The sequence below is a fragment of the Gelidimonas diazotrophica genome (assembly GCF_055694025.1).
Genome location: NZ_CM146349.1, coordinates 3,738,859 through 3,752,578 on the forward strand (window position 1 = coordinate 3,738,859; position 13,720 = coordinate 3,752,578).

Consider the following 13,720-nt stretch of genomic DNA (forward strand, 5'->3'; position numbering starts at 1 on the left):
TGTTCTTGCTGCTTATTTGCGGCTTACTCTCTGGCTCAAGCCGCGATTAAGCGGTCAAGGCGGCTTGCATCTGCTGCAGCTTTGCGCGTACTGAGGTGTCCAGCACTTCATCTCCGACCATCACCCGCACGCCGCCGATCAACGATGAATCCACCGTGACGGTCGGGCGCAGCTTGCGGCCGAACTTCTTCTCCAGCGTCGCAGTCAATTCCTGCACCTGGGCATTCGTCAATTCAAATGCACTGGTGATTTCGACGTCGGCAGTGCCTTCATCGGCGTTTTTGAGGTCATCGAATTGGACTGCAATTTCCGGCAACAGAGTCAGACGTCCGTTATCGGTCAATGCACCGATAAAATTTCTGGCTTCCTCATTAACGGGAGATTTCAGCACGGACAAGAACGTGGCAGCGATTTGTTTTGCTGAAACATTCGGGTTGTGCGCAAGAGCCTGAACATCAGCGATAGCCGCAACTTGCGCCATCTCGGAAAGACGCTCCGACCAGGCCGGCAGATTGCCGTCTTTCGCGACGCGAAACAGCGCCACTGCATAAGGACGAGCGATGGTTGCGAGTTCAGCCATGATTACAGCTCGGTTTTCAATTGGTTCAACAAATCAGCATGTACCGACGCATTAACCTCGCGCTTGAGGATTTGCTCGGCACCCTGAATCGCAAGAGTCGCAACTTGGCCGCGCAATTCTTCGCGTGCTTTCGTAGCCTGCTGGTCAGCATCAGCTTTGGCTGCCGCGATGATCCGCGCAGCTTCGTCAGAGGCAGTTTTTTTGGCTTCTTCGATGATCAGTTGGCCGCGCTTTTCTGCTTCTGAAATGCGTTTTTGGCCCTCATCACGTGCGGCAGCAAGCTCTATTTGCACATGCTTTTCTGCCGCTTGCATCTCAGCCTTGCCGCGTTCTGCAGCTGCCAAGCCGTCCGCGATTTTCTTTGCGCGCTCATCGAGCGCTTTCATCAGTGGCGGCCACACGAATTTCATCGTGAAGAACGACAGGATGAAGAAAACCACGAACTGAGCAAACAATGTTGCATTAATGTTCACGGTTAATCCCTTATCTAAATGATTCTTTCCAACAGCATGATGCTATCGGCAGGAAAAGGACGTCGGTTATTTAACGAACGGATTTGCAAAAGCGAACAACATGGCGATACCAACACCGATCAGGAACGCAGCATCGATAAGACCAGCCAGCAGGAACATTTTAGTTTGCAAAGTATTCATCAGTTCAGGTTGGCGAGCAGATGCTTCCAGATATTTACCACCCATGATGCCAATACCGATACAGGCGCCGATAGCACCCAAACCAATGATCAAACCGCAAGCCAGTGCAACCAAAGCGACGTCAGTCATGACAATTCCTTCAAAGTTAAAGTTAATTCAAAAATTTTCAAAGCGAAAAAACGGACTTACTCATTACAACAATTTCAATGTTTCTCATGCGCCTGACCGATATACACCAGCGTCAACATCATGAAAATGAAAGCCTGCAATAGAACAATCAGAATATGGAAAATAGCCCAGATCGAGCCGGCAACCACCTGCCCCAAGAAACCGAACGCAGTTGCCATTCCACCCAGCAGAGCAATCAGCAGGAACAATAATTCGCCTGCATACATGTTGCCGAACAGCCGCATGCCTAAGGATAGGAATTTGGCGGCGAACTCAATCAGATTGAGCAACAGATTGAACGGCGCCAGCCAGATACCGAACGGCGCAGCAAACAATTCGTGAATGAAGCCACCCAGGCCCTTGATTTTCAGGTTATAGAAAAGCATCAATACCAGCACGCCCAGTGCAATGCCCAAGGTCCCATTCAGGTCAGCGGTTGGCACTACACGGTGATAAGGAATGACGCTATCGAGACCGACCAACTTGAATAAACTGGAGAACAGGTCAACCGGTAGGAAATCGAGTGAATTCATCAGCAAGACCCAGACGAACACTGTCAAGGCCAGCGGCGCAATGAAGGAGCGGTCACCGTGCACGATGGCCTTGGCCTGATCGTCGACCATCTCGACCACCATTTCGACAAAGGCCTGAAAACGTCCCGGCACGCCGGAACTGGCCTTGCGTGCCGCCAGGTACATAAGCAAACTACCAGCTATGCCGGCAAATATGGACCAGAAGAGGGTATCCATATTAATGATGGAAAAATCAACGATTTTTTCTTGGTGCTGCGTGGAGAAGTGGCCCAAATGGTGGACGATGTACTCTTTTGCGGTAGGCACATGCCCTGCTTGTTCTGCTACGCTCATGGTCGATGTCTAAATAGTAGGATAAAGTAACTTTTAAGCACCACGATGAAGCCGCCTAAAAAAGCGGGCCAGTTGACATCACGGTACAACCAGACGACGGCCCCGAACAGCGCCATCGTTGAAGCAATTTTGATAAACTCGCCGATAAAGAACGCCATCGGATCTGTCCCGCCTGGTCTGCGTGCTGCCAGGAACAGGCGTAGCGCGAACAAGCCGTTTGGAACAACACAACAAATGCCACCCAATAGCGCAGAAAAAGCTGCTGAGATACCGCCCAGCAAACCCGCTATGAGTGCAACCAGGGCTGTTGCCATTATTTGCAGCATCACAATGCGCGCCATGCTTACCTCGATCCTGCCTTCACATTATGCATTTGCCGCAATGCCGAAGCAGTGAAACGGTTGGGCGCAATTGCTTCCGGTGTTATACCTTCCAAAGCCACGGAATTATAAGTGCTACTACGTAACGCGTCAAACTTTGATGGTACGGAATTGCGATTTGGTTTTATATTATTTTGGTGAATAGTGCTTTATTCACGAGGTTAATACTCAATATATTTACGTATTTTGTAGTATTTGACCCGATATATTTTGAGTATTTTTTTAAATTAATAATTCCCGCACGACAGTTGCAAATAAATAAAAATATTTTTATTATTATAAATTGGCAGGGTATATCAAATAACATCCAACTTTTCGCTTTTATCTAGTGAGCTTATATAAATACAGTTACCAGTATTAAATAATTACGGATAATGCCCGAGCCGCCAATAGCGACTACTGCTCAACTGCGCAAGCGTGCCAGCAAGCCATCCAACGCATCCAAATCGGCAAAATCGATAATAAGCTGACCGTGGTTTTTAACGCTGCTCTTGATCGTGACCGCCATCGCCAGCAGATCGGACAACTCCTCTTCCAGCCGGATAATATCACGCGATTTTTCCCGAGTTTTTCCATTCCCTTGCTGGACTTCAGATTGCGCCAATACCGTGCGTTGCACCAGTTTTTCTGCCTCTCGTACCGACATGCGCTTGGCCACGATAGCGTTTGCCAGTGTGATCTGGGTCGCAGCGTCGACTGCCAGCAAAGCGCGCGCATGGCCCATATCGATATCGCCGGCCATCAACATGGTTTGCGCCGCTTGCGCCAGATTCAACAAGCGCAACAGATTTGAAACTGCACTGCGCGAACGCCCCACCGCACCAGCCGCCTGTTCGTGGGTGAAATCGAATTCGGTAATCAGGCGATGAATTCCTTGCGCCTCTTCCAGCGGATTGAGGTCTTCGCGCTGGATGTTTTCAATCAGCGCCATAGCCGCGGCAGCCTGATCGTCGACTTCCTTGATCAGTACCGGGATGGTGTCGAGCCCGGCCAGCTGCACCGCACGAAAACGCCGTTCACCAGCGATAATTTCAAATTTTTCGGCTCCGTTTTCGCGCCCGATTCGACGCACTAAAATCGGCTGCAGAACGCCCTGCTCTCTGATCGAGGCGGCAAGTTCATCCAGTGCGCCCTCATCCATGCGAGTGCGCGGCTGATATTTTCCGACCTGCAATTGCGTTACAGATAGAACGGAAGGGATTCCGACCGCAGAGGATTGTGGATCAGGATCATTCAAGCCGCCCAGCAAGGCGTCGAGGCCCCGCCCCAAGCCTTTTTGTTTTTTCGTCGCCATAATTGCTCTTTACATTGATTTTATGCGTTCAACCAGCTCTGTGCCAAAAGCGATATACGCTTGCGCCCCTTTCGAGGCGGGATCGAAGTTGACCCCGGGCACCCCGTAGGAAGGCGCTTCAGCCAACCGTACGTTGCGCGGGATAATGCTTTTGAAAACCTTGTCGCCGAAATGCTGCTCAAGCTGGGTCGAAACCTGTTGCGACAAGGTCATGCGCGGATCGAACATCACCCGCAGCAGACCGATGATGCTGAGGTCGGGATTGAGATTTGCATGTACTTTTTTGATGGTATTAACCAAATCTGACAAGCCCTCCAGTGCATAATATTCGCACTGCATCGGGATGATCACGCCATGCGCGGCACACAGCCCGTTCAAGGTCAACATCGACAGTGCCGGCGGGCAATCGATCAGGATGAAATCATATTCTGCAGCGACCAGCGCCAGTGCAGCCTTCAGACGTTTTTCTCGGTTTTCCAGTTCGACCATTTCTACTTCGGCCCCCGCCAACTCCCGGTTGGCAGGCAGCACGTCGAATTTACCAGTTTCGGAAACCAGCCTTGCCGCAGCCACATCGGCCATGCCAAGCAGCACTTCATAGACCGAGGTGCGCAACTTGGCTTTGTTGATGCCGGCACCCATGGTTGCATTGCCCTGTGGATCGAGGTCGACCAACAACACGCGCTGACCGATTTTTGCCAGGCCGGCAGACAAATTGACCGTGGTGGTGGTTTTACCGACCCCGCCCTTTTGATTCGCGATACAGAAAATTTTTGCCATGGGGTCGCTTTAGTTAATCGTCAATTTGACGCCGAAACCGGTCAGGGCCAGAGTGGCCACGAACAGCCGCAGCACAAGGATAAAACCGGAGTATTGCGTTACGCCGCACATAAATCTTTTAATCCAGTATTTTTGGGGACGGCCCTGCAATGCCAGCTCAATCGGTACTGCGCTCAATAAAAACCAGATGCCGCTGCGCCTGCAAGCTTGGCACGGTCAGTGCACGCACTTCCCGCACTACCCAACCGACCGGCAAACGCGACAATTCCTGTTGCGGATTTACGCCTTTCATAGCGATGAAACGGCCGCCCGGCGCCAGTAAGTGGCTCGACCAGTTGATGAAGTCAGCCAACTCGGCGAAGGCGCGTGAAGTGATTACCTCGAATTTGTGCGCCACCTGTAGTTGCTCCACCCTTGCAGTATGAACGGTTACGTTGTCTAAACCGAGTTCAACCTTGGCTTGCGTCAGGAAAGCGGTTTTTTTGTGTACTGTATCGATCAGTGCGACCTGCATGTCGGGGCGCACAATTGCCAGCACCATGCCCGGCAGGCCGCCGCCGGCGCCAACATCCAGAACATTTTTTACGCCGTCAAAAGCTGCAACGGCAGCGAGCGAATCAAGCACATGCTGGATCACCATCTGAGCGGGGTCGCGCACCGCAGTCAGGTTATAGACGGCATTCCATTTGATTAATAGCGCCAGATAATCCATCAGCAAGTCGATTTGTCGCTCGCTCAAGTCACATTGCAGGGTAGCCGCTCCTTGGGATAGCGTCTTTGTCAAGGCGATACGATTGAATACTTGCATGCCGTCCTCAAGCGCCTGGCTGGATATCTGTTGCCAGTGCGGCAAACTGGTTGTGGCCGCGCTTTTTCAGATGGACTAGCAACAGCGATATCGCGGCCGGCGTGATGCCGGAAATACGCGAAGCCTGGCCTAGTGTTTCCGGGCGCTGCTGATTGAGTTTTTGTTTGACTTCGATCGACAATCCATTGACTTCCAGATAATCGAATTGTGGTGGCAAGATTAAATGCTCAAAATGGGCGTGACGCGTCACCTCTTTGGCTTGACGTTCGATATAGCCGGCATACTTGAGCTGAATTTCAACCTGTTCCTTGAGTTCTGCCTGATCTTCCTGCAGCGCCCCGAGCGCAGCCAAGCCCTGCCCTTCCAGCCCGACCAGAGTCATCAACCTGTCGTAGCTAATGTCTGGGCGTCGCAGCAGGTCGGCCAGCGAATATTCGCGCTCTATCACCTTGCCAATTACGCGCACGGCTTCTTCATCGGCCAGCATGCGTGGGCTGATCCAGGTTGACTTCAGCCTTTGCAATTCCCGCGTGATTGTTTCGCGTTTTTGTTCAAACTGCGCCCATTGGGCGTCGCTGACGCAACCCAGCGTGCGACCGATTTCCGTCAAACGCATGTCGGCGTTATCCTCGCGCAAGCTCAGGCGATATTCGGCACGACTGGTAAACATCCGGTATGGCTCTTGCACGCCCTTGGTAATCAGGTCGTCCACCAGAACACCCAGGTAAGCTTGATCGCGGCCCGGAGTCCAGGCTGCTTTTTCCTGCACTTGCAAGGCAGCATTCAAGCCGGCCAACATGCCTTGCGCTGCGGCCTCTTCGTAGCCGGTGGTGCCATTGATCTGGCCGGCAAAGAACAAACCTTGAATCAACTTGGTTTCCAGCGAGGCCTTCAGGCCGCGCGGATCAAAATAATCGTATTCAATTGCATAGCCGGGACGCAGGATGTGGGCGTTTTCCATTCCGCGCATCGATTGCACCAGCGCTAGCTGGACGTCAAATGGCAGGCTGGTTGAAATACCGTTTGGATAAAACTCGTTGGTGGTCAAGCCTTCCGGCTCCAGAAAAATTTGGTGCGATGTCTTGTCGGCGAAGCGATGTATCTTGTCTTCGATCGAGGGACAATAACGCGGTCCGACGCCTTCGATAACGCCGGTATACATCGGACTGCGGTCCAGCCCGGCACGGACGATGTCATGCGTGCGCTCGTTGGTGTGTGTAATCCAGCACGACAATTGGGCCGGATGCATGGCAACTGCACCCATCACGGAAAAAACCGGGATCGGATTCAAATCACCAGCCTGTTCCTGCATCATGGAAAAATCGATGGTACGGCCATCAATGCGCGGCGGCGTGCCGGTTTTCAGACGCCCTTGCGGCAGTTTCAATTCTTTCAGCCGGGCCGACAGCGAAATTGCCGGCGGGTCACCGGCACGCCCGGCCGCATAATTATTCAGCCCAACGTGAATTTTCCCGTCCAGGAAAGTGCCTGCGGTCAGCACCACAGCACGGCTACGGAAGCGGATGCCAATCTGCGTTACTGCGCCAACCACGCGATCACCCTCCACCATCAAGTCGTCAACCGCTTGCTGGAACAGCCACAAATTGGGCTGATTCTCCAGTCTGGAGCGAATTGCCTGCTTGTATAAAATCCGGTCGGCCTGAGCTCGGGTGGCTCTAACTGCCGGGCCTTTGGATGAATTCAGGATGCGAAACTGGATACCGGCCTCATCGGTTGCGATCGCCATCGCACCGCCCATCGCATCGATTTCGCGCACCAGATGGCCCTTGCCAATGCCGCCAATGGATGGATTACAAGACATCTGACCCAGGGTTTCGATATTATGGGTCAGCAATAATGTCTTTTGCCCCATGCGGGCCGAGGCAAGCGCCGCCTCGGTGCCGGCATGACCACCACCGACGACAATGACATCAAATTCTTTGGGAAAATACATAATGCACTTCAAGGAGACGTGAGCAGAAGCAGAATTATAAGGTTTTTCAGTCACCAGCATTACCGCATTTAAATTTTTTACAGAAATTGGCATATCCTGTTTCACGTGGAACAATGTATATCTGCTTGTGATATTGATTGATGGTATGTTTCACGTGGAACGAAGCACCTGTTTATATCTTGTCGGATCAATGCTTAAGAAGAGGCATTGCGCAATTAAACCAATAATGGGGATTAAATTATGTCTTTCGAATTTAGCACCGTACCGCACATCATCAGCGAACTGGGTGCCGCCACACGGCTCGGTGCCATCGTGGCCGAATATTTCCCGCAGGTGCGGCACGCTTTAATTGTTACCGATGCAGGCTTTGCCCGCACTGGCCTGATTGATGCACCGGCAGCCAGCTTACGTGACGCAAATATTTCAGTGCAGCTATACACCGATGTGTTGGCCGATCCACCGGAAGCGTTGATCTTACAAGCGGTAGCGCAGGTGCAGCAGCACCCGGTCGACATCGTCATCGGCTTGGGCGGCGGCAGTTCGATGGATGTCGCCAAACTGATTGCGGCGCTGTACTGCGGCGAGCAAGCTCTGTCCGGCATGTATGGGATTGGCAACATCAAATCCAGGCGTCTGCCTTTGATTCAAATACCGACCACTGCCGGCACTGGTTCGGAAGTCACCCCGATCTCGATCGTCACTACCGGCGCAACCACCAAGATGGGCGTCGTCTCGCCCATCCTGTATGCAGATCTGGCTATCCTGGATGCGACATTAACGGTGGGATTACCGGCCAAGGCAACCGCCGCCACCGGAATAGACGCAATGGTGCATGCGATAGAAGCCTATACCAGCAAGCACAAGAAGAATCCCCTGTCGGATATGCTGGCACGCCAGGCACTGGCCTTGTTGTCACGCAATATCATTGCCGCCTGCACCAACGGCAATAATCTGGCCGCGAGGCAGAACATGTTGTTGGGTGCGATGCTGGCCGGACAAGCGTTCGCCAACGCGCCGGTAGCTGCCGTACATGCATTGGCATATCCGATTGGCGGCATCTTTCACGTACCACACGGACTGTCCAACGCGCTGGTTTTGCCGCATGTACTGCGCTTCAATGCAGCCGCAGCAGCGGCCGAATATGCGGAACTGGCTGACATCGTCACGCCGGGAATACAAGGCAGCCAGCAAGCGCGCGCGCAAGGCCTGATTGCTGCGATGCAGCAAATTGCTTCCGGCACCGGTATCGAGACCCGCCTGCAACAGGTCGGCATCAGTAAAAATGATCTCGATCGGCTGGCCGATGACGCGATGCTGCAAACCCGCCTGCTGTTGAACAATCCGCGCGAAGTTACGCGGCAGGATGCCTACGCAATTTATTCGGCCGCCTTCTGAATCCGTATAAGCGATAAAAAAAGGGGCTTGCGCCCCTTTTTGGTAGTCATTAGACAAAAATATCAGGATGCAGGGGAACGGCCGAAACGGGCCAATATTTCACCCACAATGCCACGCCGGAACGCCAGCACGCAAATGATGAAAATCAGGCCGGTGACAATCGTCACCGAATCGCCGAGCGTCTGAAACCATTCGATCCCGGTTACCGATGACAAGTAATAACCCAGGCTGCCGAGCTTGTTTTCCAGTGCAATGATGATGATGGCGCCCACGATCGGTCCGATAATGGTGCCCAGGCCGCCCACCAGAGTCATCAGAACCACCAGCCCGGACATGGTCCAATGGACATTGGTCAGGGTTTCAAAGCCCAGCACCATGGTCTTGGTGGCGCCGGCCAGACCGGCCAGTGCTGCCGACAATACGAATGCCAGCAGTTTGTAGCGATCCACATCGTAACCGAGTGAAATCGCCCGCGGCTCATTTTCCTTGATGGCCCGCAGCACCTGGCCGAAAGGCGAATGGACGATCCTGACGATCAACGCAAAGCCGGCAATCGAAATGGCCAGAACCACGTAATACAGAATCAGATCGTTACCAAGGTCCAGCAAGCCCAGCAAAGAGCCGCGTGGCACTCCCTGCAAGCCATCTTCGCCGCCGGTAAAAGGTGCTTGCAGATAGAAAAAATAAAACATCTGCGCCAGCGCCAGCGTAATCATCGTGAAATAAATACCCTGGCGACGAATCGCCAGCGCACCCATCAGCAAGCCGGTTGCGGCCGCTACCAGTACGCCGAACAGTATTCCTAACTCCATCGGTAAACCCCACACCTTTAACGCGTAGCCGGCGGCATAACCGGCCCCGCCGAAAAATGCCGCATGGCCAAAGGACAGCAGCCCCGTATAGCCAACCAACAAATTGAAGGCACAGGCAAATAGTGCAAAACACAACACCTTCATCAGGAAGATCGGATACAGCACCAGCGGTGCGATACACGCCAGGACCAGCACTATTCCATAGCCAATTTTTTTGTTCATATCATTTCTCTTTCCCGAACAGTCCAGCAGGGCGAATCACCAGCACGATAGCCATAATTACAAACACCACGGTGGCAGAAGCTTCCGGATAAAACACCCGCGTCATGCCTTCGATCACACCCAGGCCCAAGCCGGTCAGAATGGAGCCGAGGATGGAACCCATGCCGCCGATCACCACCACGGCAAACACGATGATGATCAGGTTGGAGCCCATCAGCGGCGAGACCTGTATCACCGGCGCCGCCAACACCCCGGCAAAGGCCGCCAGAGCGACGCCAAAGCCGTAAGTAAGCGTTACCATCAGAGGCACGTTGATGCCAAAAGCTTCCACCAGCTTGGGGTTTTCAGTACCGGCGCGCAAATAAGCGCCGAGCTTGGTCTTTTCGATCACAAACCAGGTCGCAAAGCATACGACCAGCGAAGCCAGCACCACCCAGGCCCGGTAATTCGGCAAGTACATGAAGCCCAGGTCAGTGCCGCCAGCCAGCGCGTCCGGCACCGGATACGACTGGCCGGAAACACCGTAAAACGACCGAAAAATCCCTTCTGCCAGCAGCGTGATGCCAAACGTCAGCAACAGGCCGTACAGATGATCGAGCTGGTACAGCCAGCGCAGCATGGTGCGCTCGATTACGATGCCGATTGCACCCACCAGCAATGGTGACAGCACCAGCATCAGCCAGTAATTCAGGCCAAAATAAGTCATCCCCATCCAGGCGAAAAATGCTCCCATCATGTACAGGGCGCCGTGGGCAAAATTGATTACATTGAGCAAACCGAAAATGACTGCCAGACCGAGTGACAGCATCGCGTAAAACGAACCATTGACCAAGCCTAACAACAGCTGGCTCAACATCGCCTGCATGGGAATGCCAAAAATATCCATGTCAATAGAAAATAAAAGTCATCCCGAGGGATAGTGGAAGAAAAACGGCGCACCAGACCACCATGCGCCGTCCGAATTACAACTACATCACACTGCGTTAGGAGTTATTTCCAGAGCGCGCACTTCGATTCGGCCTTGGTGGTGAAAGCCTGGTCGCCAGGAATGGTTTGCGCAACCTTGTAATAATCCCACGGATATTTCGATTCGGCCGTGGTTTTGACTTGCATCAGGAACATGTCATGCACCATCCGTCCATCCGGGCGGATGGTGCCGTTTTTGGCATACATGTCATTGACCTTGGTGGCCTTCATTTTAGCGATCACCTTGTCGGCGTCGTCGGTGCCGGCAGCTTTTACCGCATTCAAATATTGCATCGCCACCGAGTAGTCGCCAGCCTGCAGGCTGGATGGCATTTTCTTCATTTTTTCGAAATAGCGCTTGGCCCATTTGCGCGACTCAGGACTTTGATCCCAATACCAGCTATCGGTCAAATACATGCCCTGCGTCAGATTCAGGCCCAGTGAATGGACATCGTTGATGAACATCAGCAAGCCGGCCAGCTTCATGGTTTTGTTGATGCCAAACTCGTTGGCGGCCTTGATCGCATTGATGGTATCGCCGCCGGCGTTAGCCAAACCGAGAATTTGTGCTTTCGAGGTTTGCGCCTGCAGCAGGAACGATGAAAAATCGGAGGCTGACAGCGGATGCCTGACCGCGCCAGATACCGTGCCGCCGGATGCCTTGACGACATTGGCAGTGTCGCTTTCCAGCGAATGGCCGAACGCGTAATCGGCGGTCAGGAAGAACCAGGACTTGCCGCCCTGCTTGACGACGGCCGAACCGGTGCCCTTGGCCAGCGCCACGGTGTCGTAAGCGTAATGTATGGTGTACGGCGAACATGCTTCATTGGTCAAACGCGCGCTGCCGGCGCCAATTGCCAGGAACGGCTTTTTCTTTTCCTGCGCGATCTTCGCCATCGCCAGGCTGGTGCCTGAATTGGTGCCGCCGATCAGCGCATCGACGCCTTGCTGGTCGAACCACTCGCGCGCCTTGCTGGCTGCAATATCCGCCTTGTTTTGATGATCTGCGCTCACCAATTCGATTTTTTTGCCGAGCACCGTGCCGCCGAAGTCGGCAATCGCCATCTTGATCGCTTCCACGCCGCCATTGCCGTCGATGTCGGAATACAGGCCGGAAATGTCGGTAATAAAACCAATCTTGACAGTGTCGCCTGACACCTGCGCGCTGGCGCTGCCAGCAAAACCAACTGTCATGACTGCTGAAACTGCCAGTGCTAACGTTTTAATTTTAATTTTCATGTCTTCTCCAGTGATTAAAAACTACTACCATCAAACCAACATAACAACCTTTCAACCTGCCAACCTACACTCCCAGCAACGCGTTCAGTACAGGCATTTTCGCGCTCAATTCGCTGGCGGCAAAAGCCTCGACAATCTGGCCATGTTCCACCACATAAAACCGATCGGCCAGCGGCGCGGCGAAACGGAAGTTCTGTTCCACCATCACGATCGTATAGCCTTTCGATTTCAGCATCTTGATCATGCGCGCCAAGGCCTGCACGATAACCGGTGCCAATCCTTCGGAAATCTCGTCGAGCAGCAGCAAGCGCGCGCCGGTGCGCAAAATCCTCGCCACCGCCAGCATTTGCTGCTCGCCGCCCGACAGCCGCGTTCCTTGGCTGGACTTGCGTTCTTCCAGATTTGGGAACATTGCGTAAATCTCACCCAGCGACATGGCTTGCTCGGTTTTCGAGAGCAGCGGCGGCAGCAGCAGATTTTCCTCGGCCGACAGGGAAGAAAAAATCCCGCGCTCTTCCGGGCAATAACCGATGCCGCAGTGCGCGATGCGATGGGTCGGCATGCCGATAGTTTCAACCCCGCCGACTTTGATCGAGCCTTTTCGCGTGCCGGTCAAGCCCATGATCGCGCGCAGAGTGGTGGTGCGGCCGGCGCCGTTGCGCCCGAGTAAGGTGACCACTTCACCCTGCTGGACCGATAAATTGATGTCGTGCAAAATGTGCGATTCGCCATACCAGGCGTGCAAGCCGGTGATTTCCAGTGCGCTTTGGCTCATCAGTGCGCTCCCGCCAACTCTTCGCTGTCTGAACCCATGTAGGCCTCCATTACTTCAGGATTGTTCGATACCTCGGCATACGTCCCTTCGGCCAGAATCGCGCCGCGCTGCAGCACCGAAATCCGGTCGCAAATACCGGACACCACATTCATATTGTGTTCGACCATCAGGATGGTGCGGCCGCTGGAAACTTTCTTGATCAGTTCGGTGACGCGGCTGACATCTTCGTGCCCCATGCCCTGGGTCGGCTCATCGAGCAGCATCAACTCCGGTTCCATCGCCAGCGTGGTGGCGATTTCAAGCGCACGCTTGCGGCCGTAAGGCAAATCGACCGTCACGGTAGCGGCGAATTCGCCCAGATCGACCTGTTCCAGCAAGGCCATCGCCCGTTCATTGAGTTGTGCCAGACTGGCTTGGCTTTTCCAGAAATAATAGGAAGTGCCAAGCTCGCGCTGCAGGCCGATGCGCACGTTTTCCAGCACCGTCAGATGCGGAAATACTGCGGAAATCTGGAACGAGCGGATGATGCCCTGACGCGCAATCTGGGCCGGCCTGGCGGCCGTGATGTCGCGTCCATTGAACAGAATATGTCCGGTGGTCGGAATCAGAAATTTGGTCAGCAAATTGAAACAGGTGGTCTTGCCGGCGCCGTTCGGCCCGATCAGCGCATGGATATGGCCGCGCTGCACCTGCAGATTCACATTATCAACGGCAGTAAAGCCCTTGAACTCCTTGGTCAAGCCTCTCGTTTCCAAGATAACGTCGCCCATTTTGTCTCCTCGCTGCCGGGTTTTTCCGGCTTTATTTGTATACTTTTTTTAATATACA

At 53.5% G+C, this 13,720-nt stretch carries 15 protein-coding genes; 1 reads left to right on the forward strand and 14 read right to left on the reverse strand.

The window, feature by feature from the left end; genetic code table 11:
* Nucleotides 1-46: 46 nt before the first annotated feature.
* From KGFNPO_RS17325 to mnmG, 9 genes are all read right to left on the reverse strand, one after another.
* Entirely contained in the window at nucleotides 47-580 is a 534-nt protein-coding gene (locus KGFNPO_RS17325; RefSeq protein WP_472632464.1) for a F0F1 ATP synthase subunit delta, read from the reverse strand.
* 2 nt (nucleotides 581-582) lie between these two features.
* On the reverse strand, nucleotides 583-1,053 hold the full coding sequence (locus KGFNPO_RS17330; protein ID WP_472632465.1) for a F0F1 ATP synthase subunit B: 471 nt from the start codon (nucleotides 1,051-1,053) through the stop codon (nucleotides 583-585).
* A 66-nt stretch (nucleotides 1,054-1,119) separates the two neighbouring features.
* Nucleotides 1,120-1,362, reverse strand: a complete 243-nt coding sequence (gene atpE / locus KGFNPO_RS17335; RefSeq protein WP_472614168.1) for a F0F1 ATP synthase subunit C — start codon at nucleotides 1,360-1,362, stop codon at nucleotides 1,120-1,122.
* 74 nt (nucleotides 1,363-1,436) lie between these two features.
* A complete protein-coding gene (atpB, locus tag KGFNPO_RS17340) occupies nucleotides 1,437-2,267 on the reverse strand; it encodes a F0F1 ATP synthase subunit A (protein WP_472632466.1) in 831 nt (276 codons plus the stop codon).
* Complete coding sequence (locus tag KGFNPO_RS17345) at nucleotides 2,264-2,608, reverse strand: ATP synthase subunit I (protein ID WP_472632467.1); 345 nt, start codon at nucleotides 2,606-2,608, stop codon at nucleotides 2,264-2,266. Before KGFNPO_RS17345 ends, atpB begins: the two co-directional genes overlap by 4 nt.
* Before the next feature lie 442 nt (nucleotides 2,609-3,050).
* The gene (locus KGFNPO_RS17350) at nucleotides 3,051-3,941 is read right to left on the reverse strand and encodes a ParB/RepB/Spo0J family partition protein (RefSeq protein WP_472632468.1); all 891 of its coding nucleotides are present in this window, start codon (nucleotides 3,939-3,941) and stop codon (nucleotides 3,051-3,053) included.
* Nucleotides 3,942-3,950: 9 nt separating this feature from the next.
* Nucleotides 3,951-4,721 (reverse strand): ParA family protein, encoded by a 771-nt coding sequence (locus KGFNPO_RS17355; RefSeq protein WP_472632469.1) that lies wholly within the window; start codon nucleotides 4,719-4,721, stop codon nucleotides 3,951-3,953.
* Between the two features lie 157 nt (nucleotides 4,722-4,878).
* Nucleotides 4,879-5,529 carry a 16S rRNA (guanine(527)-N(7))-methyltransferase RsmG gene (gene rsmG / locus KGFNPO_RS17360; RefSeq protein ID WP_472632470.1) on the reverse strand — a complete coding sequence of 217 codons (651 nt, stop codon included), beginning with the start codon at nucleotides 5,527-5,529 and terminating at the stop codon, nucleotides 4,879-4,881.
* Between the two features lie 7 nt (nucleotides 5,530-5,536).
* On the reverse strand, nucleotides 5,537-7,483 hold the full coding sequence (mnmG, locus tag KGFNPO_RS17365) for a tRNA uridine-5-carboxymethylaminomethyl(34) synthesis enzyme MnmG (RefSeq protein ID WP_472632471.1): 1,947 nt from the start codon (nucleotides 7,481-7,483) through the stop codon (nucleotides 5,537-5,539).
* A gap of 237 nt (nucleotides 7,484-7,720) precedes the next feature.
* Between mnmG and KGFNPO_RS17370 the strand changes: the two genes are divergently transcribed.
* Nucleotides 7,721-8,878: an iron-containing alcohol dehydrogenase gene (locus KGFNPO_RS17370; RefSeq protein ID WP_472634523.1), complete on the forward strand. Its 1,158-nt coding sequence runs from the start codon at nucleotides 7,721-7,723 to the stop codon at nucleotides 8,876-8,878.
* A 62-nt stretch (nucleotides 8,879-8,940) separates the two neighbouring features.
* On the opposite strand, the gene KGFNPO_RS17375 is transcribed toward KGFNPO_RS17370, so the two are convergent.
* From KGFNPO_RS17375 to KGFNPO_RS17395, 5 genes are all read right to left on the reverse strand, one after another.
* Entirely contained in the window at nucleotides 8,941-9,912 is a 972-nt protein-coding gene (locus tag KGFNPO_RS17375) for a branched-chain amino acid ABC transporter permease (protein ID WP_472632472.1), read from the reverse strand.
* Nucleotide 9,913: 1 nt separating this feature from the next.
* The gene (locus tag KGFNPO_RS17380) at nucleotides 9,914-10,798 is read right to left on the reverse strand and encodes a branched-chain amino acid ABC transporter permease (RefSeq protein ID WP_472614160.1); all 885 of its coding nucleotides are present in this window, start codon (nucleotides 10,796-10,798) and stop codon (nucleotides 9,914-9,916) included.
* 104 nt (nucleotides 10,799-10,902) lie between these two features.
* Nucleotides 10,903-12,117 carry an ABC transporter substrate-binding protein gene (locus KGFNPO_RS17385; protein ID WP_472632473.1) on the reverse strand — a complete coding sequence of 405 codons (1,215 nt, stop codon included), beginning with the start codon at nucleotides 12,115-12,117 and terminating at the stop codon, nucleotides 10,903-10,905.
* A 64-nt stretch (nucleotides 12,118-12,181) separates the two neighbouring features.
* Nucleotides 12,182-12,892 carry an ABC transporter ATP-binding protein gene (locus KGFNPO_RS17390; protein ID WP_472614158.1) on the reverse strand — a complete coding sequence of 237 codons (711 nt, stop codon included), beginning with the start codon at nucleotides 12,890-12,892 and terminating at the stop codon, nucleotides 12,182-12,184.
* Nucleotides 12,892-13,662, reverse strand: a complete 771-nt coding sequence (locus tag KGFNPO_RS17395) for an ABC transporter ATP-binding protein (RefSeq protein ID WP_472632474.1) — start codon at nucleotides 13,660-13,662, stop codon at nucleotides 12,892-12,894. The genes KGFNPO_RS17390 and KGFNPO_RS17395 overlap by 1 nt, the downstream gene beginning before the upstream one ends.
* Between the last annotated feature and the right edge of the window lie 58 nt (nucleotides 13,663-13,720).